Origin of the sequence: Aestuariivirga sp., assembly GCF_047600585.1 — a bacterium.
Lineage (GTDB): Bacteria > Pseudomonadota > Alphaproteobacteria > Rhizobiales > Aestuariivirgaceae > Aestuariivirga.
Map to the genome: position 1 here is coordinate 2,395,596 of NZ_JASGKP010000001.1, position 23,691 is coordinate 2,419,286.

Consider the following 23,691-nt stretch of genomic DNA (forward strand, 5'->3'; position numbering starts at 1 on the left):
CACCCCCGCCCCTCTTCCGTCACCCCCGCGAAGGCGGGGGCCCAGCTTTCTTTGCCTCACTCTATTTGCCCATAGTCCAAGGGGTGGGCAGAGCTTGGACATGGAAGAAAAGACTCCCGCCGTCTACATTATGGCGAACAGGTACCGCGGCACGATTTACATCGGCGTCACCAGCTCACTTTGGCTTCGGGTGTGCGATCACAAGAACGGCCGCTTTGATGGCTTCACTTCTCGATACGACGTGAAGCAGCTGGTTTGGTACGAACACCACCATTTCTTGGAATACGCAATCAGGCGCGAGAAGCAGTTGAAGAAGTGGAACCGCGCCTGGAAGATTCAACTCATTGAAAAGATGAACCCCAGCTGGCTGGATCTGCAAGACTCGATCGACACCATCGCCACATTGGTCGACGCCAAAGCTGGGCCCCCGCCTTCGCGGGGGTGACGGGAGAAAATGCGGGGGTGACGGAGGAAAAATCGCCACCTCCCCAACCCGTCATTCCGGACGCGCGCCTTGATCGAGCGATAGCGAGATGTCGCGCGCGAGCCGGAATCCAGCTTTTACCGATCACAGAAAAAAGCTTGGCCCCGCCTTCGCGGGGGTGACGAACTGTAGGGGCGGGGATAACGGCTGGAAGTCTTACTCCGCCGCTTCCCTGCTCTCGGGCATGCCGAGGGCGGCGAGGTAGACGTCGAGCAACGCCTCTTCCTCCTGGCGCTCGTTAGCGTCCTTCTTGCGCAGCGAGATCACCTTGCGGAGAATCTTGGTGTCGAAGCCGTTGGCCTTGGCCTCGGCATAGACTTCCTTGATGTCGCCGGCGATCGACTTCTTCTCCTCTTCGAGGCGCTCGATCCGTTCCACAAGGGCGCGCAGTTGTCCTTGGGCAAAAGTGGTCTTGGTTTTCTCGGCCATGGGCGGGTTCGGTCCTGAAGGGGGTCAGTGGGATTTGGGCTTGGCGTGTTCGAAGGCGGCCTTCTGGGCCGATGAGGCTTCCGTCTGGTTCCTGGCCTTCCACTCCTCGTAGGGCATGCCGTAGACGTGCTGGCGGGCCTCGTCACGGGTGAGGGCCACGCCTTGCGCCTTCGCGGCGTCCTCCAGCCAGTTGGAGAGGCAATTGCGGCAGAAGCCGGCCAGGTTCATCATGTCGATGTTCTGCACGTCCGTGCGGTTGCGCAGATGCTCGATCAGGCGGCGAAAGGCGGCCGCTTCCAGTTCTGTCTGACGGGACTTGTCCATGCCCTCCTACATAGGAAGGCCCGCCCTGCCAGACAAACCCGGCGGAGGTGTCATCCACAGCCTGTACACAGGCTTTTTCGCCACAAAAATCACCCATCACCCTGCGAAAACAACCAATTGTTTCCGAGTTTTTAAGTTGACGGGCGTACCTCTGAAATGAAATGTAGGGCTGATTCGGATGATGTATTCCGGGAGATTAGGCATGGGACGACACATGGCTGGCATCTTGGGGGCGATGATGCTCCTGGGATTTGCTGCCGCGCCGGCCAAGGCCGACCTGAAGCTGTGTAACAACACGACGAGCCGGGTTGGCGTGGCCATCGGCTACAAGGATCGCGAAGGCTGGGCGACGGAAGGCTGGTGGACGTTCGACCCCGGCAAATGCCTGCCGCTGCTCAAGGGCGACCTGATCGCCAAGTACTACTACGTGTATGCCGTGGATTACGACAAGGGCGGCTCCTGGGGCGGCAAGGCCATGATGTGCATCCGCGACAAGATTTTCACGATCCGGGGCTTCGATAACTGCAAGGAACGCGAGTTCACCCAGGTGGGCTTCTTCGAGGTTGATACCGGCGAAGAAACCGACTGGACGATTTCGCTCTCCGGCGACAAGTCCAACCCCTAACGCAAGACCGGAAGTCCCGTGCGCCGCAATCGCAAAGTCAAGATCCTGGCGACGCTGGGACCCGCTTCCTCGAGCCCGGAGATGATCGAGAAGCTGTTCATGGCCGGTGTTGATGTGTTCCGCATCAACATGAGCCATACGAACCACGATCTCCTCAAGACGCTCTATGGCCACATCCGCGCCGTCGAGGCCAAGCTCGAGCGGCCGATCGGCGTGCTCTGCGACCTGCAGGGCCCCAAGATCCGCATCGACACCTTCGCCGAGAAGGAAGTGCGAATCCATGCCGGCGACACCTTCGTCTTCGACACCGATCCCACACCCGGTGATCAGATCCGCGTGCACCTTCCGCATCCGGAAATCTTCGCCGCGGCCCGCGTGGGCGACAGCCTGCTTCTGAACGACGGCCGCCTGCGCGTCGAAATCACCGAAGCAACGCCCAACCGCCTCACCACCAAGGTGATCTTCGGTGGCCTGCTCTCGAACCGCAAGGGCGTGAACCTGCCCGACACCGTGATCCCCATTCCGGCCCTTACCAAGAAGGACCGCGCCGACCTCGAGGCTGCCGCGACGATCGGAGCCGACTGGATCGCACTCTCCTTCGTGCAGCGCCCCGAGGACGTGGCGGAAGCGAAGAAGCTGATCGCCGGACGGGCCGCCGTCATGGCCAAGATCGAGAAGCCCTCTGCCCTCACCTGCCTCGACGACATTCTCAAGATCGCCGACGGCATCATGGTGGCCCGCGGCGACCTTGGCGTGGAGCTGCCGATTGAATCGGTGCCCGCCCGCCAGAAGCAGATCACCCGCGCCGCGCGCCGCTATGGCCGCCCTGTCGTGGTTGCCACCCAGATGCTGGAATCGATGATCGAGGAACCGGTGCCCACCCGCGCCGAAGTCTCCGACGTCGCCACCGCCGTCTATGAAGGTGCCGATGCCGTGATGCTCTCGGCCGAGAGCGCCAGCGGCAAGTGGCCCGAGAAGGCCGTGCAGACCATGGACCGCGTGGCCCAGACGGTGGAGAACGATTCCCTCTACGGCGGCATCATCCACGCCCAGCGCACCGAACCCGAAATCACTGTTGCCGACGCCATTTCGGCTGCCGCCCGCAGCATCGCCGAGACGCTGCAGGTGCCGGCCATCGTCTGCTACACGGGCTCAGGCTCCACGGGCCTGCGTATTGCACGCGAGCGCCCGAACCTGCCTGTGCTGGCACTGACGCCTGTTCCCGGAACGGCGCGGCGTCTGGCGCTCTGCTGGGGCATTCACACGGTGCTCACCGAAGATGCGTCCTCCATCGACGAGATGTTCTCGCGCGCCGGCGAAATCGCCTGCAAGGAAGGCTTCACCAAGCCGGGTGACCGCATCCTGATCTCGGCGGGTGTGCCCATCGGCACGCCGGGCACCACCAACATGCTGCGCGTCGCCACCGTCGGCCGCGACGGCAAGGGTGTGTGAGGGCGGCTGCCCACAAGTGACGCGTTTGGAATGACGGGGGTGGGGAAGGAAGGCGCGCGGCGCATGCTTCGAGGCATTGCTGCGCAATGCTCCTCAGCATGAGGTAGAAAACACCCTCACCCTGAGGTGCCGCGTCAGCGGCCTCGAAGGGTGCCCGTCCGGAATGACGGAACGTTGGAAGCGCCACTCTACCTGAGCTTCCGGTCCGGCGGTTTGGAATCGCCTTCGCCCAGCGTCCGCTGCATGTAGACCGTGTCGAGCCAGCGCCCGAACTTCCAGCCCACCGCCTTCATGCGGCCTGCATGTTCGAAGCCTGCCCTGGCATGCACCGCAATCGAGGCCGGCTCGCCACCGCCGATCACCGCGATCATCTGGCGGAAGCCGTTCGCCTCGGCCTGCTGGACGAGTGCGGTGAGCAAGGCGGTGCCGATCCCCTCGCCCCGCCGTGCGGATGCGACATAGATCGAGTTCTCGCAGGCATTGGCATAGGCCGGGCGGTCGCGGAACTGCGTGGCATAGGCATAGCCCACCACCGCGCCATCCTTCTCGGCGACCAGAAACGGCCAATGGCGCCCCACGCATTCGTTGAGCTTGTCGCGCGTCGCCGCATGCGAGCGCGGCACCGTGTCGAAGCTCGCCGTGCCATGCAGCACATGATCGGCATAGATCGCAGTGATGGCGGCAACGTCGTCGGCTCCCGCAGGCCGGATGATCAGCGCAGACGATTTCGCCATGACGGTCCTAAATGTCCGGCCGTTCCTTCTCGAGAAGCTGCACCTTGTCCTTCACGCCGGACATGAAGGGATTCATGGTGAGGGCTTCGCGATAGGCGGCCAGCGCCTGGTCAGGCTTGCCTTGCGCCTCGTAGATCATGCCGCGGCCGGCGAGCGCGCCGAAATGGCGGGGCTCGAGTTCCAGCACCTTGTCGATGTCGGCGAGCGCCTTGTCATAGCGCTTGGCAAGGAAGTTGAGGGTGGCGCGGCGGTTCCAGGCTTCGGCGAATTCGGGGCGCACCGTCAGCAACCGGTCGAGGATCACTTCGGCGGTTTCGAACTCCTCGGCGTTCATCGCCTTGGTCGCCTGATTGAGAAGGACTTCCGCCGTCACGCTGTCGCTGCGGCCCCAGGTGGCCCAGATGCGCTTCTCGACCGTGGCGGCGCGGGCTTCCGCCCCTTCGCCATGGAGAAGGCCGAAGAGGCGGTCCAGCTCCTCCTCACGGAGTTGCGACGGGCTCTTGGCAGGGGCGGCGGGCGTAGCCGCGGCGGCAGGCTGAGGCGCGGGGGGATCAGCCGGGCTTTGCTGCGCCAGTGCGGGAGCGGCGGACAACGCCAGTGCCAGGAGGGTGATGCGAAGCGCGTGCATCACGAGATTATGACACAAAAATTCCGCCACAAAAACGGCAACCGCGCCGGGCGGGGCCCAACGCGGTGCAAACTCACGCAAGTGTGAGGGTGTTAGCCCTGGCGCGCCTTGAAGCGCGGGTTGGTCTTGTTGATGATGTAGACGCGGCCCTTGCGACGGATCAGCTTGTTGTCGCGGTGGCGCTTCATCAGGCCCTTGAGGGAATTGCGGACTTTCATGGAAATCACCTATAGGAGCGGCTTATCCGCCCTGATTCAAATTCGGGCCTCTCCTTAGTCACGCCCCGGAAGCCTGTCAACCACTCCCTCTAGAGCCCCTGCCCCATGCCGAACTTGCCCCTAACGCCCGAATTTATCACGACTTTTCTTGTGTTTGCCACCTGCCTCGGGGTGGTCGGGCTGCTCGCCTGGCTGGAGAAACGGCCGCGGGCGACGCTGCAGCCCCGCCTCCTCCCCACGACTCCGGTGATGCTGGTGGTGGGATTCGTGGGGATCCTGGCGCTGGTTCATCTCGTGAACTTGGCCGGGGTGCATACGGGGCGGTGAGGGGGCACGATTCCCGCTCCTGCCGCCTTCGTGGCGCCTATTTCCTGGCGGCCAAAACTGGAAAATCTTGGCGTTGAGGCATTGTAAGGCAAATCATGCATCCTGAGAGTTCGGAGGCCGCTTGTCGACAATGGTAAAATGAAAGCAGTCAAAAGGAGTGGATGATATGTCAAAGAGTTGGGACCCTCTCTGGTTTACAAAGAGGTCTGACGATGAGCTTTGGGAGATCAGAATCCAAGTCACTTGAGGTCGCGGGAAGAGGCGATACCGAAGCTGCCAGAGTCCTAAATCTCTGTGAAACAGAGATTGCATCAAGAGGAATTCAACCAACTCAAAAGGCGGCCAAGAGAAATAGAAGGTCGGGCATAACCGATGGCGTGAGAACAGTCGAGAATGAGTTGAGTCATAAACTTGGGCAATTTGGACTTCGACTCCTTAAGGAGTACGATTTGTCGCCTGAGACGGCAAAAGCGAAGTCTAACGGGACCAAACGCTTTGTTGCGCACAATCTCTTGCAGTCTGACAATACTGCCAAGATTGGTGGTCTTCAGCGCTCGGGAAGATGCGCTATCGACAGATACATCTCTTATCGAATTCGAGAATCAATTATCAGCTTAAACATTTTCCAACTTGCAGATCACGATTCTGAGAACCTACACTTTCAGGTTTTTGGTCCCAAGGAGCTCCTTCCAGACGGGGAGCCCTTGACCTCCTTGCGACCTGGGCTGGTTGGCGAACCGGAAATGAAAAGGTATCCGTGGGGCAAACGCTTTGACCGTTTCGAAGATGCACAGGCTGCTTTCGAGAAGATAATCTCTCATTTTGCTAAGAACCAATGACTCTGATTGAGTCTAAGAAGGGTCAACGGCATGCATCGCAGATATCTCTCTTTGGCGGCCGCAAGTACAAGCAAGAAGGAACGGAGTGGTGCACGTCACCAAATACGAGGTGGGGGCGAGGCGCGCGATAACACGCGTTACCCGAAGAGCCCCTTCCACTTGTCCCGCAGCACCGCCTTCTGCACCTTGCCCATGGCGTTGCGCGGCAGTTCGTCGAGCACGAGGATCCGCTTCGGGCATTTGAAGGCGGCGAGGTCCTTGCGGAGCGCCGCGATCATCGCGGCCTCATCCAGTGCAGCGCCGGGATTCGCCACCACCGCTGCCGTGACGGCCTCGCCGAAATCCGGATGCGGCACACCGAAGACGGCCAATTCCACCACGCCCGGCATGGCGTCGATCACCAGTTCGATTTCCTTCGGATAGACATTGAAGCCGCCGGTGATGACGAGATCCTTGGCGCGGCCCGAGATCGTCACATAGCCATCGGCGGAGATGCGGCCCATGTCGCCGGTGATGAACCAGCCATCGCGGGTAAAGTCTTCAGCCGTTTTCTGCGGATTGCGCCAATAGCCCTTGAAAACATTGGGGCCCTTCACCTCGATCATCCCATCTGTTTCGGCGGAAAGCGGCGTGTGCGTTTGCGGATCGGCGACGCGCACGGCGATGTGCGGCAGGGGCATGCCCACCGTCCCGGCGCGGCGGTCGCCCTTATAGGGGTTCGAGGTGTTCATGCTCGTCTCGGTCATGCCGTAGCGCTCGAGGATGGCGTGGCCGGTGCGCGCCGAGAATTCCTTGTGCGTCTCGGCGAGAAGCGGTGCCGAGCCCGAGATGAAGAGGCGCATGTGCTGCACTGCCTCTCGCGTCAGGCCCGGATGCTGCAGGAGACGCGTGTAGAAGGTGGGCACGCCCATCAGGCTCGTCGCCTGAGGCATGAGCCGCATCACGTCATCGCCATCGAACTTGCGGCGGAAGAGCATGCGCCCGCCCGACAGCAGCAGCGTGTTGGTGGCCACGAACAGGCCGTGGGTGTGATAGACGGGAAGCGCGTGGATGAGCACGTCTTTCTCCGTGAACGCCCAAGCCTCCACCAGCGCCAGTGCGTTCGAGGCAAGATTGCCGTGGCTCAGCATGGCGCCCTTGGAGCGGCCGGTGGTGCCGGAGGTGTAGAGGATCGCGGCCAGATCATCCCAAGCCGACGGATGATCTTCGATCAGGCCGGTGGCGCCGGTCACCAGCGTGCCGCCGCCCACATCATCAAGCGTCAGCAGCGCGGCCTTCTGCCTGGCCGCGAGGGCTGCAAGCGCGTCCGCCCGCTGCGGCGCGACCACCAGCACGGCGGGTTCGGCATCCTCGACGAAATAGGACACCTCTGCCGCCGTGTAGGCGGTGTTGAGCGGCAGGAAGACAAAGCCACCGCGGGTGCAGGCCCAGAACAGCGCAATCGCCTCCGGGCTTTTCTCCACCTGCACGGCGATGCGGTCACCGGGCCTGGCGCCTGCCGCCTTCAGGGCAAAGGCGAGACGGCCCGCCAGCGCCCAGAAGTCTGCGAAGGTGAAGCTGCGGCCATCATCGCAGGCGAGGAACGGACGCTGCACCGGACCGCCGCGGGTGGCGGCGAGTTCGGCGAAGTTGCGGGCGGAAAGCCCCTCGTTCCAGTGCGCCATGATGCGCGAGGGCTCAGAGCTGCTCGAGGATCGTCTCGGCACCCGAGACGTTGACGCCCGACTTCTCTTCCACGTTCAGCGTCTTCACCACGCCGTCGTCGACGATCATGGAATAGCGGCGCGAGCGGTGGCCCATGCCGGCAACGGCGAGGTCGATGTCGAGGCCCACGGCCTTGGCGAAGGCGGCATTGCCATCGGCGAGCAAGAGGATCTTGCCATCCGCACCCGAGGCCTTGGCCCAGGCATTCATGACATGCACGTCGTTCACCGAGGTGCAGGCGATGGTATCCACGCCCTTGGCCTTGATCTGGTCGACGGCGGCGACGAAGCCCGGCAGGTGGTTCATCGAGCAGGTGGGCGTGAAGGCGCCGGGCACGGCGAACAGCACCACCTTGCGGCCCTTGAAGACCACGTCAGTCGAGAGCTTCTGGTTGCCGTCGGCCGTCATGGTGTTGAATTCGGCCTGCGGCAGGCGTTCGCCAATCTTGATGGTCATGGTCGCTCCGTATGTTGAAGGAAAAATGGGCTTAGAGGACCGGGACGATCTGCTCAAGCCCCCCGGCGGGAGAGCCGTCACCGGTCGCAACGGTGATACGGAGCGGTTGGTTCCGGAGTTCACCGGCGGATTTGGCCCCGTGCACGGCAAGGCGGGCGCTCTTCCGGTCCGCGGCCCAGACGGGGGCGGCGAAGAAGTGCATGGCGTTCCCCTCGACGAAGATATCCTGCGCCGGGGCGGACAATTGCATGTCGATGAAGATGCCGCTTGCCTCCCCTGCACTGAGGCCGCTCACGATCTTGCCCTCAGGCGGCACGCGGGCGAGCCAGCGCGAGAGGAGTGCCGTGTCGGGCGTGGCGATGCCGACGGGTTCGAGCGTCAGGTCTTGCGTCAACGGCACGGGAATGCACACCGTCTCGCAGACGCCGACGAAGGCGGAGAACGAGGCCATGACAGGCTTCGCGTCATCGGCGGGCACAAGCCGCCACGGAAAAATCACCTCGTCCTTGTAGCCGATCGCCTCGCCGCCTTCGCTGGCGATGCGGTGCGGCAGCGGACAGGCGAAGGAGAAGCTGCCGATGTTGCCGCCCTTCACTTCCAGCGACGGGGGAATGCCGCCCTCGCCCGGCACCCGCCAATAGGTCTTCCAGCCGGGCTCCATGGCCAGCTGCAGCCCGCCCTGATAGGCCGCGCCATCGAAGCCGGCGGAGAAGATGCGGGCCGCATAAGGCTTGCCGGCGGCGCGGACAGCTTCCGCCCACAAAACAGGCAGGGCCGCACTTCCGCCAAGGAACATGCGCCGCGAGAGGGAACCAACGGGCGGCCTGGAACGCTGTATCGTCATGGGCCGGACTTTAATCCGCCCCACTCTCCCGTTCCAGTCACAGCCGCGTCAACCCTTTCCTTTGCGCACAACCCAAACCCGCATTACAGTGGCCCCATGTCATCGTTCACCAGCCTCGCAGGAAAACTGCTGATTGCGATGCCTTCCATCAGTGATCCGAACTTCGAGCGTTCGGTCGTCTTCCTCTGCGCCCACACCGAACAGGGTGCCATGGGCTTCGTGGTGAACAAGCCCGCACCGCTCACGGTGTTCTCCGACCTTCTGGAGAAGACCGAGCTTGCCGACAATCTCGATGCCGTTCCGGAAGACGTGATGCGCATCCCGATCCGCCTCGGCGGGCCGGTCGAAACCTTCCGCGGCTTCGTGCTGCACAGCCCGGACTATCCCGCCGATGACACCAGCCTCGCGGTGGGCAGCAGCTATGTTGTCTCGGCCACGCTCAACGTGCTCACCGATATCGCCCAGGGCCGTGGGCCTGCACAGAAGCTGATCGCGCTCGGCTATGCCGGCTGGTCGCCGGGGCAGCTCGAAAACGAGATCCTGCACAATGGCTGGCTCCACTGTGATGCCGAGCCGGCGCTGATCTACGAGCCCGACCTGGAGATCACCCACACGCGCGCGCTGGCCAAGCTCGGCATCGACCCGCGCATGCTGTCGAGCGAAGCGGGCCACGGATAACAGAATTCAAAGTTAGCGCCGCTTGCGAGGTTTCGCCGGCAGGCGCTTGCGGCGGTGGCGCGCCTTGAGCTTCAGTTTCGGCTTCACCGCCGCGCGCAGTTGCGCCACGGTGAGTTCGGCGCTGCCCTTTCCAGGAAGGGCGAAGATCGACGGCAGTTCCTCGGGCTCGACCTCGGGATCGTCCGCCTCCTCGAAGGTGTCCTCGTCGTCATCGCTGCTGCCTTCGAACATGGTGTCGTCGGGAACGGGCGTTTCAAACATCTCTTCTTCGGCGCGGGCGGGCCGTGGTGCAAGCGGCGCATGGCCAGGGACCGGATCGTTCTCCTCCACATCATAGCCATTGCGGAACGTGGCATGGACGCGGGGCAGCACGCTGAGCAGCGCCTCCACATCGCGAGCCCGCAGCGCCTCACTGAAATGAAAGCCCTGCCCCAGGTCGCAGCCCATGGCGAGAAGGCGCGAGGCCTGCGCCTCGGTCTCGATCCCTTCCGCCACCACAAGCATGCCGAGCCCGTGGGCGAGCGAGACCACCGTATCGAGAATGACGCCGCCCCGCCCCTCCATCGCCTCGGCCACAAGGAAGGAGCGGTCGATCTTCAGCGTGTCGAAGGGCAGATCGCGCAGGCTCGACAGGCTCGAGAAGCCGGTGCCGAAATCATCGCAGGCGACCCCGACGCCCAGCGCCTGCAGGCGCTGGAGGAAGACGCGGGCGCGCTCGGGGTAGCGCACCGCCACCGACTCGGTGATCTCCACCTTCACCGTGTTGGGCCTCACCCCTTCCCGCGCAATCGCCGCGCGCAGGCGGTCGACGAAGCCGAGATCGGTCAGTTCCTCGGCGGAGAGATTGATCGCCACATAGACCGGCCGCTCGCGCGTGAGCGTGCGCTGCCAGATGCCCATCTGGCGCAGCGAGTCCGCCATCACCTTGGCGGTGATCTCCGGCATCAGGCCGGCCTGCTCGGCGAGGCTGAGGAATTTGGCGGGCAACAATTGCCCCTTGCCGGGATGGTTCCAGCGCACCAGCGCCTCCAGCCCTGCCACCTCCCGGGATTCGAGCGAGACGATGGGCTGGTACAGAACCTCGATCTCGCCCGTGTCGAGGGCGCGGCGCAGATCATGTTCGAGATCGAGCCGGGCGGGACGCTCGTCTTCGATCCCCGCCTCGAACTCGCGGATGCTGGCCTTGCCCTGCTTCTGCGATTCATGCAGCGCGGACGCCGCTTGCGCCTGCAATGTCTCGGCATTGTAGCCGTCGGTACTCGGGCGCGAGACGCCGATCGCCGCCGAGAGGAAGATGTTGCGCTCGCCCAGCGTCACCGGCTGGGCGATGGCGCGGCGGATGTCCTCGGCCAGCGTCATGGCATCGCGGCCATCGATCTTCTCGACATGCATCACCGCGAACTGGCTGCCGGTCAAGCGCGCCGCCGCGTCATCGTCGCTCAGGCAATCGGCGATGCGCCTCCCGGCGATCAGGAGCAGCTGGTCGCCGAGATCGTGCCCCAGTCCCTCGTTCAGGGTCTTGAAGCGCTCAAGCGCCACGAGCAGCACGCGTACCGGCTGGGCGAGCGGCTTCTCGATCTCGCGGGCGAGACGGTCGGCGAAGACGACACGGCTCGGCAGGCCCGTGACGGGATCATGCACCGCATCGGTGATGAGGCGGTCTTCGACCACCTTGTTGCGGGTGATGTCGGTGAGCGTGCCGATGACGCGGTCGGCGCGGCGGTTGGCGCCGGGCAAGGGCCGCACGCGGAGGGCAAACCAGCGGTATTCGCCCATCGCCTCCCGCAGGCGGAGTTCGATTTCGTGGAAGCGTCCGGGCTCGAGAGTGCGGTTGGCGAGAAGCGCCTGATAGAGCGGCTCGTCATCGGGATGCAGCACGGCGCGGAGCGAGGCCTGCGGCGCCTTCATCCACGTGGCCTTGTCGTAGCCCAGGCTTTCGGCGAGGTCGGAGCTGATGTCGAGCACGTCATCGAAGGGCCGCCAGTCCCAGACGAAATGCTCGGCCCCCGCCAGCGCGAGGCTGCGGCGGCTCGAGTCCGTCATCAGGTTGCGGGTGAGATAACCCTGCGAGAGCGCGAAGCTCGCCAGCATGAAGGTGATGAGGGACAGCACCAGTGCCAAGCCGAAGAGCAGCGCCACATGCTGCATGGAATTGGCGGTGGCGCTGGTGGCGAAGATCGTGGCCATCACTGTCCAGCCGAGGATGGCGAACCACGAGAGCAGATTGTATTTGCCGATCCCCGTGCCGCTGGTGCGGGCAAGGAACGCCATCACCAGACCCGCCACGGCCAGAAGCACGAAGCCGAGGCGGGCCGCCACCGTCGCCCGGATCGGATCGAAGAGGCCGAAGCCGAGATTGCCCACCGCCACGAGGATCATGACGGTGACGGCAAGCGCCGCCACAACGCCGCGCTGGCGGATGGCGTTGAAGCTCACCACGCAGAGCACGAGCGCAAGCGTCATCAGCCCTTCGGTGAGGGCGCGCAGCATATCGAAGGGCATGCCGGCGATGGGAAGCCGCGGCAGCAGGCGGACGAGATAGCCGCTGTCGAGCGCCATGAAGCCTGCAGAAACGAGCGAGAACACACCCGCCGCCACGAAGGCGGAATGGCTGCGAATGCCGTAGAGGCCGAAGAGACCGCAGGCGAGCAGGATGGCAATGGCAATCGCCGCACCATTGGCGAAGCTCAGCCACGACTCGTGGTTGGCGAAAGCCTGGGGCGTCATCAGCTGCACGCTTTGCCCGGGGGAGCCTCCTTCCAGCGCGAACGTCACGTTGGCCATGGGCTTCACCACAAAGGTGGCGGTGACGCCCGTCTGCGAGGCGGCGCGCTCCAGCGTCTCGCGGCCGCTGGACAGCGCGATGTTGGCGGGCCAGACGCCGAAGGGCAGCGGGTCGAGCACGCCCGAGGCGGCGAAGCGCTGTTCATCCACCACCAGCACGAACTTGCGTTCGGTGGGGGAGGCATTGCGGATGCTGAAGACGGTCCAGTTGTAAGTGGGCCCCGGCCCCCGCCCGCGCAGTTCCAGCACCGTGCGTGTGCCTTCGAGATCGCCCGGCACCTCGATCGCAAGGTTCTGGCGCTGGGCCGCAATGGGGGCACCCGCGCCGGTCAGGTCGCGCTCGCTGAAGGTGGCAGGGATGTCGATCACCTGCTGCGCCCCGGCGCCAGGGACCGTGACGAAGCAGGCGCAGAGGACAACGCCCAGGCACGCGGCCAGCACGCCCATCCATTTCCGCAATGTCGACGCCCCGCGAATCATCGCCCCATGGTAGCCCGGCAAGGCCCGCCACGCCTTTCCGATTTGCTCAGGCCGGAACGGGGGAAACCTTGGCATAAAGCAGGTGATCCTCCCATTTTCCCGCAATCTGCAAGTAGGACTTGGCATAGCCCTCGCGCTCGAAACCGGCCTTTTCCAGAAGGCCGATGGAGGCCTCGTTGCGGGGCAGGCAGGCGGCCTCCACCCGGTGCAGGCCAAGGGCCGAGAAGCAGTGCGGCACGAGCAACGACAAAGCCTTCAGCATGTAGCCCCGGCGGACGTGGGGTTCGCCGATCCAGTAGCCGAGCGTGCCCGCCTGGGCCACGCCGCGGCGCACGTTGGAGAGCGTCACCGCCCCCACCAGCGTCTCGCCGGAGAAGATGAAGTAGGGATAGCAGAGATCGTCCTCGCGCATGTCGCGGTAGCGGCGGATGCGGTAGCGGAAGGCCGACTGGGAGAATTCGTCATCGGGCCAGGTCGGCTCCCAGGGTTCGAGGAAGTTGCGGCTCTGCACACGCAGGTGCACCCAGTCGTGGAAATCATCCATCTCGGGAAAGCGCAGCGACACGCCCTGCCCCGACAGCACAGCCGAGACGCGCGAGCGGCGAAAGGTTGAGAGAAAACCCATCAAGGACAACCTCTCGGGAGTGACCCCGGCGTTGCGCCCCGTCAACGCTTCATGAAGCGCGAGGCGATTGTGGAATGATTTTCGAGTGAGGAGAGCTGGCCCACGGCACTGAGCGACGGCGGCTTGCCGCTGAAGATGCTCTGCGCCAGCGTCTTCACATCGTCCGGCGTCACGGCGCTGATGCGCTCGACGAGGGTGGACATCTCCGGCACCGCGCCGAAGGCGAGATACTGGCGGGCAATCTGGTCGGCGCGCGAGGAAGCGCTTTCGAGGTTCATGACGAGGCTCGCCTTGAGCTGGGCCTTGGCGCGGTCCACTTCCTTCGCCGTCACCTGCTCGCCCATGGACATCATCACCTTGGAGGAAAGGTCGATCAGCTCCGGCGTGTGCTCGGGCGAGGTGGCGGCGTAGATGCCGAGCTGGCCCACGTCCTCGTAGGAGGTGCCGTAGGAGAACACGCTGTAGCAGAGGCCGCGCTTCTCGCGCACTTCCTGGAACAGGCGGGACGACATGCCGCCGCCCAGAATGGCCGAGAGGATCTGCATCTGGTAGATGCGCGGATCGCGGTAGTTGGGCGCACTGAAGTTGAGCACGATGTGCGTCTGGTCGAGCGGCTTCTGTTCGGTTGCCGCCCCCGCCGAGAACACCGGCGAATGGCGCTGCGGACCGTGGCCCTGCGCCAGATGGCCGAAGAGCTTCGCCGTCTCGCGGGTGAAGGCCTTGTGGTCGATGTTGCCCGCCGCACAGACGACAATGCGCGAGGCCCAGTAGTTGCGGTCGCGCCAGGCCTTCATCTGGTCGCGGGTCATGGTCTCGATCAGGCTCTCGGGCCCGAGGATGGAGCGGCCGAGGGGATGGTCGCCGTAGCTTGCCGCCTGCGCAAGATCGAAGACGAGATCGTCGGGCTGGTCCTTGGCGGCGGCGATCTCCTGCAGGATGACGTCGCGCTCGCGCTCGAGTTCCTCTTCATCGAGGGTCGAATTCAGGAAGATGTCGGAGAGGATGTCGAGGGCGAGCTGCCAGTCGTTGCGGAGAACGCGGGCATAGTAGGTGGTGGTTTCCATGCCGGTGGCGGCGTTGATCTCGCCGCCCGCACTTTCGATCTCTTCGGCGATGCCTTGCGCCGTGCGGCGCTTGGTGCCCTTGAAGGCCATGTGTTCGAGGAAATGGGCAATGCCGTTTTCTTCCGGCAACTCGTCACGGGCGCCGGCCTTGACCCAGATGCCGAGGGCGACGGTTTCCAGGTGCGGCATGTGATGCGTCAACACATGCAGCCCATTCTCCAGCCGCGAAACCTCTACAGACATAGACCCTCCCCTCACAACGGGTTGCGGGTCTTGATATGCTGTTTCACCGCGTCCACGCTGTTTGGAAGCACTGTGAAACTTTCCTGCGCGTCCATCAAGTGTTCAAATCGTTGAGGTAAACCCGGCCTTAGTCCAATGGCCTTCTCGACCGCATCCGGGAACTTTGCCGGGTGGGCGGTGGCGAGGGTGACCATGGGCGATTTGCCGATGTTTTTCTGGGCCACGGCCACGGCGACCGCCGTGTGCGGGTCCAGCACCTCGCCCGTTTCTGCCAGAATGGCACGCATGGTGGCGGCGGTTTCGGCCTCGCCGGTGGCGCCGGAATCGAACTCGTCGCGGATTGCCTGCAGGGCGTCCGAGGCGAGTGTGAAGGAATTCGATTGCTTCAGGTTGTCCATGGCGCGGGTGACGGCACTGGCGTCCCGGTTGTTGGCCAGGAAGACCAGGCGCTCGAAGTTGCTGGAGACCTGGATATCCATGGAGGGGCTCGTTGTGGCGTGCACCCCCTTCACCTCGTAGCGGCCGGATTTCACCGTGCGGTCGAGGATGTCGTTGGCGTTGGTGGCGATCACCAGCCGGTCGATGGGAAGGCCCATGCGCTTCGCCATCAGCCCTGCGAACACGTTGCCGAAATTGCCGGTGGGCACGGCGAAGGAGATGGCCCGGTCCGGCGCGCCGAGGGCAAGGCCTGCGAAGATGTAGTAGGAGATCTGGGCCATGACCCGGACCCAGTTGATGGAGTTGACGCCGGCCAGCCGGATCTCGTCACGGAAGGCGTGATCGTTGAACAGCGCCTTCACGATCGATTGGCAGTCGTCGAAGGTGCCTTCGAGCGCGATGTTGTGAACGTGGGGCGCGTGCACCGTGGTCATCTGGCGGCGCTGCACGTCCGAGACGCGGCCATGGGGATGGAGGATGTAGATCGAGGCGTTCCTGCTGTGGCGGAAGGCCTCGATCGCCGCACCGCCCGTATCGCCCGAGGTGGCGCCCACGATGGTGGCACGGGACTTCGAGCGCTCCAGCGACCAGTCCATCAGGCGGGCCAGCAGTTGCATGGCGACGTCCTTGAAAGCGATGGTCGGCCCGTGGAAGAGCTCGAGCAGGAAGTGGTTGGCGTCGAGCTGCTTCAGCGGTGTCACCGCCTTGTGGGCGAAGGTGGCATAGGCCTCGTCCACCATGCGGCGGAGTTCCTTCTCCGGAATGGCGCCATCGGCAAAGCGGCTGGCCACGGCGAAGGCCACGTCGGCGAAGGGTTTGCCCCGGAGCGCTTTCAGCTCGACCACGGAGAGGACCGGCACCTGATCCGGCACATAGAGGCCGCCGTCGCGGGCAAGGCCCGAAATCATGGCGTCTTCGAAGCTCAGCACCGGGGCGGCGCCACGGGTGGAAACATACTGCATGCAGTGCACCTTTTGGCTCGCCTTAAGGGGTGCGGCGGGTGAGTTCAACCCTCGCCCGCGGCATGGGCGCCCCGCCAAGGGCGATACGTTCTCACCAGAGCCCTTTGAGCGGGGTCAGCGGGCCATGGCGTTCCGGCGCAGGAACACGCCCGTGACCACCACCAGGGCCGCGGCAAGGCCGAACCAGGTGATGGCATAGCCGAGGTGATTGTTGCGGAGGTCGGCCTTGGGCGGCTCGACCGTGAGGCCGGCCGTGCCGTCCGCCTTGGGCAGGAGGTGGAGCACCAGCGGCGTGGCAAGGCCCTGCCCGCCGAAGACCGCCTGCTGCATGGCGGGCACGTCCCACCAGTACCAGCGGTTTCCGGCCACGTCGTTGTCGCCGTCATAGGTGCCGCGGGCGCCGTGGCGGCGGAGAATGCCCGTTGTCGTGACCTCGGCCGGGCTCTGAGGAATGGCTGCGGCCTCAGGGATCAGCCCCCGGGAGACGAGGAGCCGGGCGCCGTCGGTGGTGACGAAGCCCTGGACGACCTCCCAGCCGGGGCCGCCATTCACCACCGCGAGGCGGCGGAGGCCGGGACCGCTGAAGGCGCCCGTCACGGTCACCTTGGTGAAGTCGGGATCGGGTTTGGCGAGGGCATCGGTGAGCGAGACGGGGTCGGCGGCGATGGCACGGTCGATGGCAGCGATCAGCCCTTCCTTCCAGGCCAGCCGCTTCACCTGCCACGTGCCGAGCGCCAGCAGGATGGCGAGGCCGATCCCCGCCGCCAGCAACACCGGCCAGACGCGGTGGCGGACCCCCTGCTCCCTCATCGGTGCGGGTGAACTCATTGCTGGATGCGCCCCTCCTGGGCGTTGGTCTTCCACTGCTGGGCAAGCAGGATGCCCTTGACCGGGCGGAGCAGGATGATGGGCATGATCACCAGCGTGGGGATGGCGATCAGCACATGGACCCACCAGGCGGGCGAATAGGCCACCTCGATGCCGAGGATCGAGCCCACGCCGACCACACAGGCGAAGAGCATGACGAACCAGGCCGCGCCATCACCCGCATCGGCAAAGGAGAAATCGAGCCCGCAGGAGGAGCAGGACTTGGCCACCGTGAGATAACCCGAGAACAACCGGCCGCGCCCGCAGCGCGGGCACTTTCCGGCGAGGCCCGTCGTCACGGGCGAGAGGTCGGGATAGTAGTTTTCGGTCATGGGCCAAGCCTCCAAAAGGAAATGGCCGGGAGACCCGGCCATTTCAAGACGTTTTGCCTGCGGCTTATTCGGCAGGGATGACGACGCCCACCGAGCCCCACACGTAGATGCAGGCGAAGAGGAAGAGCCAGACCACGTCCACGAAGTGCCAGTACCAGGCGGCGGCTTCGAAGCCGAAGTGCTTCTCCGGGGTGAAGTCGCCCTTGAGGGCGCGGAACAGGCAGACCAGCAGGAAGATGGTGCCGACGATCACGTGGAAGCCGTGGAAGCCGGTGGCCATGAAGAAGGTCGAGCCATAGATGTTGCCGCCGTTGGCGCGGTCGAAGGCGAAGGCAGCGTGCATGTACTCGTAGGCCTGCAGGCCGGTGAAGGTCATGCCGAGGATGACGGTGAGCAGCAGGCCGTTGATCAGGCCCTTGCGGTCGTTGTTGAGGAGGGCGTGGTGGGCCCAGGTGACCGTGGTGCCCGAGGTGAGCAGGATCAGCGTGTTGATCAGCGGCAGGTGCCACGGATCGAAGATCTTGGTCACTTCACCGCCGGGGGCCGGCGGCCAGACGCCACCCGTGGCCAGCACGCGGGCTGCCTGGCGGGCTTCGCCGGCGAAGAGGCTGGCGTCGAAATAGGCCCAGAACCAAGCCACGAAGAACATCACTTCCGAGGCGATGAAGAGCAGCATGCCGTAGCGGAGGTGGAGGCTGACGACCGGGGTGTGGTCGCCCTTGTGGGATTCGATGATCACGTCACGCCACCACATGAACATGGTGTAGAGCACGAGCGCGAGGCCGATCAGCGCCACGATCGGCGTGCTGCCGTGCATCCAGACGATGGCACCGATCGCCAGGATCAACGCCGACATGGAGCCGACGAAGGGCCACGGCGACGGATCTACGAGATGGTAATCATGATTCTTGGCGTGCGCGTCAGCCATGGGGTTGCTCCTCAATTGGTCGTGTTGGCCGCTTGCTTGTCTGCGGCCTTCGGGGTGGCGGGATAGAATGAATAGGACAAAGTGATTTCGCGAATCGTGCGGGTGTCGGGATCCTTCAGGATCTCCGGATCGACGAAGAACTCGACCGGCATCTCGACCCGTTCGCCCGGCTTCAGGGTCTGCTCGGTGAAGCAGAAGCACTCGATCTTGTTGAAGTAGACGCCGGCTTCCGTCGGGGTCACGTTGAAGATTGCCGTGCCGGTGGTCTCATGGTCGGTGAGGTTGGTGGCGACGTAGTGGATGAGCGTCGGCTCGCCCAGCCTGACCTTGATCGGCTGCTGGCCGGGATGGAACTTCCACTTCAGCTTGTCGGAGACATTGGCGTCAAAGCGGATCGACATCAGGCTGTCGACGATCGGGCCGGTGGCGGCCTCGGCCCGCTGCGTGGTGCCGCCAAAGCCCGTGACCTGGCAGAAGAGCCGGTACAGCGGAACCGAGGCATAGGCCGCGCCCAGCATGGCGAGCGAGACGCCGAAGGCCATGACGGCGACGCGCCGGTTCTTGCGGTTCATGTCCTGCGGGCTGTTCACAGCGCGCGCTCCGCCACATTGCCGCCCAGGCGGACCATGGTGGAGATGAAGAAGATCACCACCAGCGCCACAAGCGCCAGCGCCATCATGATGGCGCGGCGGCGGCGGCGCTTCAGGTCATCGGGCGAGAAAGGCTGGAGGGGCTCCGCCATCACAGCAGGCCTCCGATGGGCGGCAGGCCGATGAGCTTCTCCGCCAGGATGAGGGCGAAGAGCGCGAAGAGCCAGAGGATGGAGAAGCGGAAGAGCGAGCGCGAGGCGCGGTTCTCGGCTTCGCGGGTCGGGGCCTTCCAGATGCACACTGCGTCATAGAGGAAGCGCGTGGTGAGGATGGCGGCACCCGCGGCATAGAGCCAGCCCGCCGTGCCGGTGAAGACCGGGCCGGCCGCGGCCGGAATGAGCAGCAGGGTGTAGATGAGGATCTGGTTCTTGGTGGCGTCGCGGCCCGCCACGTTGGGCAGCATCGGAACGCCTGCGTTGCCGTAGTCCACCTCACGGTAAAGGGCGAGCGCCCAGAAGTGCGGCGGGGTCCACATGAAGATCAGCATGAACAGCGCAATCGCGCCGGGATCGATGGTGCCGGTGACGGCGCACCACGAGATCATTGGCGGGAAGGCACCGGCAGCACCGCCGATGACGATGTTCTGTGCCGTGCGGCGCTTCAGGCCCATGGTGTAGATCACCACGTAGAAGAAGATGGTGAAGGCCAGCAGCAGCGCCGCCGGAATGCTGACGAGCAGCCCCAGCATCAGCACCGAGGCCACCGCCAGTGCGAGGCCGAAGCCGAGCGCCTCACCCGGCAAGATGGAGCCTGCCGGTACCGGGCGCTTCGCGGTGCGCGTCATCAGCGCATCGATGTCGGCGTCGTACCACATGTTGAGGGCGCCCGAGGCGCCCCCACCCAGGGCAATGCAGAGGATGGTGACGAAGCCGAACCAGGGGTGCATCTCGCCCGGCGCGGCAAAGAGGCCGGCCACCGCGGTGAAGACCACGAGGTACATCACGCGCGGCTTGAGCAGCACCACATAGTCGCCCACCGTTCCCTGGCCGCCGGGGGCAGCCAGGGTGGCCATGGGTTCGGTCGCCGTATGGGCGGTCGTCGCAGTCATCATCCGTCCGCTGTCTTACTTGATGACAGGAAGCGTGGAGAACTGGTGGAAGGGCGGCGGAGAAGACAGCGTCCACTCCAGCGTCGTTGCACCCTCGCCCCACGGATTGTCGGCAGCCTTCTGCTTCTTCGAGAACGCCTGGACGACGCCGAAGATGAAGATGAGGACGCCGAAGGCCGAGATGTAGGAGCCGATCGACGAGACATAGTTCCAACCGGCGAAGACTTCCGGATAGTCGATGTAGCGGCGCGGCATGCCGGCGAGGCCAAGGAAGTGCTGCGGGAAGAAGATCAGGTTCACGCCGATGAAGGTGACCCAGAAGTGCAGCTTGGCGATGGCGTCGGAATACATGTAACCGAAAATCTTCGGGAACCAGTAGTACCAGCCCGCGAAGATGGCGAAGGTGGCACCCAGCGACATGGTGTAGTGGAAGTGGGCGACGACATAGTAGGTGTCGTGCAGGCTGCGGTCGACGCCGGCGTTGGCCAGCACCACGCCCGTCACACCACCCACGGTGAACAGGAAGATGAAGCCGATGGCCCAGACCATGGGCGCCTTGAACTCGATGGAACCGCCCCACATGGTGGCGATCCACGAGAAGATCTTAACGCCCGTCGGCACTGCGATGATCATCGTGGCGGCGACGAAGTAGGCCTGCGTGTCGGCATCGAGGCCCACCGTATACATGTGGTGCGCCCAGACGATGAAGCCGACGACGCCGATCGCCACCATGGCGTAGGCCATGCCGAGATAGCCGAACACCGGCTTCTTGGAGAAGGTCGAGACGATGTGGCTGATGATGCCGAAGCCCGGGAGAATGAGGATGTACACTTCCGGATGTCCGAAGAACCAGAAGAGGTGCTGGTAAAGCACGGGGTCACCACCCTGCGAGGCTTCGAAGAACGAGGTGCCGAAGTTGCGGTCGGTGAGCAGCATGGTGATCGCGCCGGCGAGAACCGGGAGCGAGAGCAGCAGCAGGAACACCGTCACCAGCACGGCCCAGACGAAGAGCGGCATCTTGTGCAGCGTCATGCCGGGGGCGCGCATGTTGAAGATGGTGGTGATGAAGTTGATGGCGCCGAGGATCGACGAGGCGCCCGCGAGGTGGAGCGACAGGATGGCGAAGTCGACCGACGGTCCGGGATGGGCCGAGGTCGAAAGCGGCGCATAGACCGTCCAGCCTGTGCCCGCGCCATGCATGCCCGCCGGACCTTCCACGAACATGGAGATCAGCAGCAGCGTGAAGGCCGGAACCAGGAGCCAGAAGGAGATGTTGTTCATGCGCGGGAAGGCCATGTCGGGAGCACCGATCATGAGCGGCACGAACCAGTTGCCGAAACCGCCGATCATGGCGGGCATGATCATGAAGAACACCATGATCAGGCCGTGGGCCGTCACGAAGGTGTTATACATGTGCTTGCCGTTGTCAACGGCTGCATCGGCGCTGACGCCGTAGACCATCTGGGCAAGGCCGTGGAAGATCTGGATGCCGGGCTGCTGCAGTTCCATGCGCATGAGCACGGAGAGAATGCCGCCGATGACGCCGGCCATGATGGAGAACCACAGGTACATCGTGCCGATGTCCTTGTGGTTGGTGGAATAGACGTAACGGCGCCAGCCCGAGGGGTCGGCGTGATGATCGTCATGAGCGGCGTGTGCGGTTGCCATTGTTATTGCCTCTCGGAGCAGTGATTAGTTGGACGCCAGCTGGCCTTTGGCCTGCAGCATGGCAAACAGGAAGTCGCGGGCTTCTTCGACGCTCGCGGTCTGGACCTTTTCGCTCCAGGCCTTGAAGTCTTCCTCGCTCACGACGTGAAGCTCGACCGGCATGAAGGCATGGTCCTTGCCGCAGAGTTCCGAGCACTGGCCGTAGTAGACGCCTTCCTTGCTGGCGCGGAACCAGTCTTCATTGAGGCGTCCCGGGATGGCGTCGATCTTGTTGCCGAAGGACGGGATGGTCCAGGCATGGATGATGCCGGCCGGGTCGGAGGTGACGATCACCTTGATCGTCTTGTTCACGGGCACCACGACGGGAACGTCGGTGGCGAGCAGATAGGGCCGGTTCTGGGCCTTGGCCTGGTCTTCGGGCAGCAGCGAGGCGGTGAAGCTCACCTTGGCTTCGCCCGATTCATCGACGCCGAGGTCCGGGTACTGGTAGGTCCAGTTCCAGCCGGGGTTGCCGATCACCTTGATGGTCATGTCGGCCTGGGGAATGTCGCGCTGCAGGTAAAGCAGGCGGAAGGACGGAATGGCGATCAGCACCAGGATGAGGACCGGGATCACCGTCCACGCCACTTCAAGACCGGCGTGATGGGTGGTCTTGGAGGGCACCGGGTTGGCCTTGGCGTTGAACTTCACGATCACGATGAGGAGAAGGGCCAGAACGAAGAGCGCGATGATGACGCTGACCGGCAGCAGGATCCAGTTGTGGAACCAGTGGATGTAGTCTGCCACAGGCGTCACCGAATCCTGGAATCCGATCTGCCAGGGCTCTGCCTCTCCGGCGGCGGCCAAGGCCAGCCCCGGAAGTGCGGCGAGCGCAAGCAGCGCCAATGCGAGTTTCGCGTAGATTTTCATTGCCAGTATACCCTCACGTTAACCCGGGGTTCCGGCGCGTTGCCTCGTGCAGAAAAGCGCCGTCCCACTTTGCGGTTTGATCTAGATCAACCACATTCCACAGGCTGCCGCAACCGCACCAAGCGCGGCAAAACGTCATTTCACCGGAGGTGTCCGGCAAAGCCGGATTTCTGCCGCATTTGCACGGGAAAGCCCGCTGTTCCCGCGCGGGAGGGGTGGCTTGCCAGCCCCGGTGGCGGGGGCTAAGAGCGCCCACGAACGTGACAAAGGACGACTTTCAGTGAGAATCACCCGTGTACTGACGCTGGCCGCAGTGGCCTCGCTCCTCATGATGCAGCCGCATGCGATTCCCGCGATGGCGCAGGACGATCCTGCCGCCCAGGGTGGCAAGAGCGACTCCCAGCCGCTGCCGCCGCCGGGACTGGGACCGCGCAAGAACGCCCAGGGTCAGGCGCAGGCCCCGGGCCAGCGCCCGCTGCCCAAGGTCGACAATATGGGAACCTTCGGCAAGTGGAACGTGCAGTGCGCCGAGGTGCCTGCCTCTCCCGACGCCGAGGCCGGCCGGTCCTGCGGCATGACCCAACAGAACAAGAGCGAAAAGAACGACAAGGTCGCCATTTCGGTGATCGTCAACAAGGTGAAGCGCGGCGACAAGTCGGCCCTCTTCATGCGCATCATGACGCCGATCGGGGTCTACCTGCCCACCGGCATTCCCGTCGAGATCGACGGAGCCGCCCTGCCCTCGCGGCTGATCTACACCCGCTGCGTGCCGCCGATCTGCGAGGCCATGGGCGAGATGTCGCCGGACACGCTGGCCAAGTTCAAGAAGGGCGGCGCCTCGGTCTTCTATCTCTATGACCGCCCGGGCAACGGCTACCCCATCAAGATCTCGCTCGAGGGCTTTGGCGCAGCGGCAGCAGAACTCGACAAGTACTGAGCCGGACCGGACAG

The 23,691-nt window shown here is 64.2% G+C and carries 27 protein-coding genes; 7 read left to right on the forward strand and 20 right to left on the reverse strand.

What is annotated here, in order from left to right; all coding sequences use genetic code 11:
- The first annotated feature begins 100 nt into the window (after window positions 1–100).
- Window positions 101–445, forward strand: coding sequence for a GIY-YIG nuclease family protein (locus QM801_RS11890; RefSeq protein WP_415019423.1), 345 nt, complete (start codon window positions 101–103; stop codon window positions 443–445).
- Window positions 446–640: 195 nt separating this feature from the next.
- On the opposite strand, the gene QM801_RS11895 is transcribed toward QM801_RS11890, so the two are convergent.
- Complete coding sequence (locus tag QM801_RS11895) at window positions 641–913, reverse strand: DUF2312 domain-containing protein (RefSeq protein ID WP_415019424.1); 273 nt, start codon at window positions 911–913, stop codon at window positions 641–643.
- A 24-nt stretch (window positions 914–937) separates the two neighbouring features.
- Window positions 938–1,237 carry a DUF1244 domain-containing protein gene (locus QM801_RS11900; protein ID WP_415019425.1) on the reverse strand — a complete coding sequence of 100 codons (300 nt, stop codon included), beginning with the start codon at window positions 1,235–1,237 and terminating at the stop codon, window positions 938–940.
- A 214-nt stretch (window positions 1,238–1,451) separates the two neighbouring features.
- Here QM801_RS11900 and QM801_RS11905 point away from each other — a divergent pair, with 214 nt between their 5' ends.
- Together QM801_RS11905 and pyk are read left to right on the forward strand one after the other, a co-directional pair.
- Window positions 1,452–1,862, forward strand: a complete 411-nt coding sequence (locus tag QM801_RS11905) for a DUF1036 domain-containing protein (RefSeq protein ID WP_415019426.1) — start codon at window positions 1,452–1,454, stop codon at window positions 1,860–1,862.
- A gap of 18 nt (window positions 1,863–1,880) precedes the next feature.
- A complete protein-coding gene (pyk, locus tag QM801_RS11910) occupies window positions 1,881–3,314 on the forward strand; it encodes a pyruvate kinase (RefSeq protein WP_415019427.1) in 1,434 nt (477 codons plus the stop codon).
- 188 nt (window positions 3,315–3,502) lie between these two features.
- On the opposite strand, the gene QM801_RS11915 is transcribed toward pyk, so the two are convergent.
- The 3 genes from QM801_RS11915 to ykgO all read right to left on the reverse strand — a co-directional run bounded on the left by QM801_RS11915 (window position 3,503) and on the right by ykgO (window position 4,894).
- Window positions 3,503–4,048 carry a GNAT family N-acetyltransferase gene (locus tag QM801_RS11915; protein WP_415019428.1) on the reverse strand — a complete coding sequence of 182 codons (546 nt, stop codon included), beginning with the start codon at window positions 4,046–4,048 and terminating at the stop codon, window positions 3,503–3,505.
- Window positions 4,049–4,055: 7 nt separating this feature from the next.
- Window positions 4,056–4,676, reverse strand: a complete 621-nt coding sequence (locus tag QM801_RS11920) for a tetratricopeptide repeat protein (RefSeq protein WP_415019429.1) — start codon at window positions 4,674–4,676, stop codon at window positions 4,056–4,058.
- A gap of 92 nt (window positions 4,677–4,768) precedes the next feature.
- Entirely contained in the window at window positions 4,769–4,894 is a 126-nt protein-coding gene (gene ykgO, locus QM801_RS11925) for a type B 50S ribosomal protein L36 (protein WP_415019430.1), read from the reverse strand.
- A 105-nt stretch (window positions 4,895–4,999) separates the two neighbouring features.
- Here ykgO and QM801_RS11930 point away from each other — a divergent pair, with 105 nt between their 5' ends.
- Both QM801_RS11930 and QM801_RS11935 read left to right on the forward strand, forming a co-directional pair.
- A complete protein-coding gene (locus tag QM801_RS11930; protein ID WP_415019431.1) occupies window positions 5,000–5,221 on the forward strand; it encodes a hypothetical protein in 222 nt (73 codons plus the stop codon).
- Window positions 5,222–5,433: 212 nt separating this feature from the next.
- The gene (locus QM801_RS11935; RefSeq protein ID WP_415019432.1) at window positions 5,434–6,060 is read left to right on the forward strand and encodes a hypothetical protein; all 627 of its coding nucleotides are present in this window, start codon (window positions 5,434–5,436) and stop codon (window positions 6,058–6,060) included.
- A gap of 137 nt (window positions 6,061–6,197) precedes the next feature.
- Here QM801_RS11935 and QM801_RS11940 read toward each other — a convergent pair whose 3' ends face one another.
- From QM801_RS11940 to QM801_RS11950, 3 genes are read right to left on the reverse strand one after another with little or no spacing between them, the layout of a single operon-like run.
- On the reverse strand, window positions 6,198–7,724 hold the full coding sequence (locus QM801_RS11940) for a malonate--CoA ligase (protein WP_415019433.1): 1,527 nt from the start codon (window positions 7,722–7,724) through the stop codon (window positions 6,198–6,200).
- A 13-nt stretch (window positions 7,725–7,737) separates the two neighbouring features.
- Window positions 7,738–8,220: a peroxiredoxin gene (locus QM801_RS11945; protein ID WP_415019434.1), complete on the reverse strand. Its 483-nt coding sequence runs from the start codon at window positions 8,218–8,220 to the stop codon at window positions 7,738–7,740.
- Between the two features lie 31 nt (window positions 8,221–8,251).
- Complete coding sequence (locus tag QM801_RS11950; RefSeq protein ID WP_415019435.1) at window positions 8,252–9,064, reverse strand: protein-disulfide reductase DsbD domain-containing protein; 813 nt, start codon at window positions 9,062–9,064, stop codon at window positions 8,252–8,254.
- Between the two features lie 96 nt (window positions 9,065–9,160).
- Here QM801_RS11950 and QM801_RS11955 point away from each other — a divergent pair, with 96 nt between their 5' ends.
- Window positions 9,161–9,742, forward strand: a complete 582-nt coding sequence (locus QM801_RS11955; RefSeq protein ID WP_415019436.1) for a YqgE/AlgH family protein — start codon at window positions 9,161–9,163, stop codon at window positions 9,740–9,742.
- A gap of 12 nt (window positions 9,743–9,754) precedes the next feature.
- On the opposite strand, the gene QM801_RS11960 is transcribed toward QM801_RS11955, so the two are convergent.
- The 12 genes from QM801_RS11960 to coxB form a co-directional block, all read right to left on the reverse strand.
- Window positions 9,755–12,967, reverse strand: a complete 3,213-nt coding sequence (locus QM801_RS11960; protein ID WP_415019437.1) for a putative bifunctional diguanylate cyclase/phosphodiesterase — start codon at window positions 12,965–12,967, stop codon at window positions 9,755–9,757.
- An 85-nt stretch (window positions 12,968–13,052) separates the two neighbouring features.
- Complete coding sequence (locus QM801_RS11965) at window positions 13,053–13,631, reverse strand: GNAT family N-acetyltransferase (RefSeq protein ID WP_415019438.1); 579 nt, start codon at window positions 13,629–13,631, stop codon at window positions 13,053–13,055.
- A gap of 41 nt (window positions 13,632–13,672) precedes the next feature.
- Window positions 13,673–14,938, reverse strand: a complete 1,266-nt coding sequence (locus tag QM801_RS11970; RefSeq protein WP_415019439.1) for a M16 family metallopeptidase — start codon at window positions 14,936–14,938, stop codon at window positions 13,673–13,675.
- An 11-nt stretch (window positions 14,939–14,949) separates the two neighbouring features.
- Window positions 14,950–16,338 carry a threonine synthase gene (gene thrC, locus QM801_RS11975; protein WP_415019440.1) on the reverse strand — a complete coding sequence of 463 codons (1,389 nt, stop codon included), beginning with the start codon at window positions 16,336–16,338 and terminating at the stop codon, window positions 14,950–14,952.
- 114 nt (window positions 16,339–16,452) lie between these two features.
- Entirely contained in the window at window positions 16,453–17,166 is a 714-nt protein-coding gene (locus QM801_RS11980) for an SURF1 family protein (protein ID WP_415019441.1), read from the reverse strand.
- On the reverse strand, window positions 17,163–17,537 hold the full coding sequence (locus tag QM801_RS11985; RefSeq protein WP_415019442.1) for a DUF983 domain-containing protein: 375 nt from the start codon (window positions 17,535–17,537) through the stop codon (window positions 17,163–17,165). Before QM801_RS11985 ends, QM801_RS11980 begins: the two co-directional genes overlap by 4 nt.
- A 64-nt stretch (window positions 17,538–17,601) precedes the next feature.
- Window positions 17,602–18,465, reverse strand: a complete 864-nt coding sequence (locus QM801_RS11990) for a cytochrome c oxidase subunit 3 (protein WP_415019443.1) — start codon at window positions 18,463–18,465, stop codon at window positions 17,602–17,604.
- Window positions 18,466–18,476: 11 nt separating this feature from the next.
- The gene (locus QM801_RS11995) at window positions 18,477–19,055 is read right to left on the reverse strand and encodes a cytochrome c oxidase assembly protein (RefSeq protein ID WP_415019444.1); all 579 of its coding nucleotides are present in this window, start codon (window positions 19,053–19,055) and stop codon (window positions 18,477–18,479) included.
- Window positions 19,052–19,207, reverse strand: a complete 156-nt coding sequence (locus QM801_RS12000; protein WP_415019445.1) for a hypothetical protein — start codon at window positions 19,205–19,207, stop codon at window positions 19,052–19,054. The genes QM801_RS11995 and QM801_RS12000 overlap by 4 nt, the downstream gene beginning before the upstream one ends.
- Window positions 19,207–20,163: a heme o synthase gene (locus QM801_RS12005; protein ID WP_415020920.1), complete on the reverse strand. Its 957-nt coding sequence runs from the start codon at window positions 20,161–20,163 to the stop codon at window positions 19,207–19,209. The genes QM801_RS12000 and QM801_RS12005 overlap by 1 nt, the downstream gene beginning before the upstream one ends.
- A 15-nt stretch (window positions 20,164–20,178) precedes the next feature.
- The gene (gene ctaD, locus QM801_RS12010; RefSeq protein WP_415019446.1) at window positions 20,179–21,831 is read right to left on the reverse strand and encodes a cytochrome c oxidase subunit I; all 1,653 of its coding nucleotides are present in this window, start codon (window positions 21,829–21,831) and stop codon (window positions 20,179–20,181) included.
- Window positions 21,832–21,855: 24 nt separating this feature from the next.
- Window positions 21,856–22,740 (reverse strand): cytochrome c oxidase subunit II, encoded by an 885-nt coding sequence (coxB, locus tag QM801_RS12015; RefSeq protein WP_415019447.1) that lies wholly within the window; start codon window positions 22,738–22,740, stop codon window positions 21,856–21,858.
- Window positions 22,741–23,020: 280 nt separating this feature from the next.
- Here coxB and QM801_RS12020 point away from each other — a divergent pair, with 280 nt between their 5' ends.
- Window positions 23,021–23,677, forward strand: a complete 657-nt coding sequence (locus QM801_RS12020; RefSeq protein WP_415019448.1) for an invasion associated locus B family protein — start codon at window positions 23,021–23,023, stop codon at window positions 23,675–23,677.
- The last annotated feature ends 14 nt before the right edge of the window (window positions 23,678–23,691 follow it).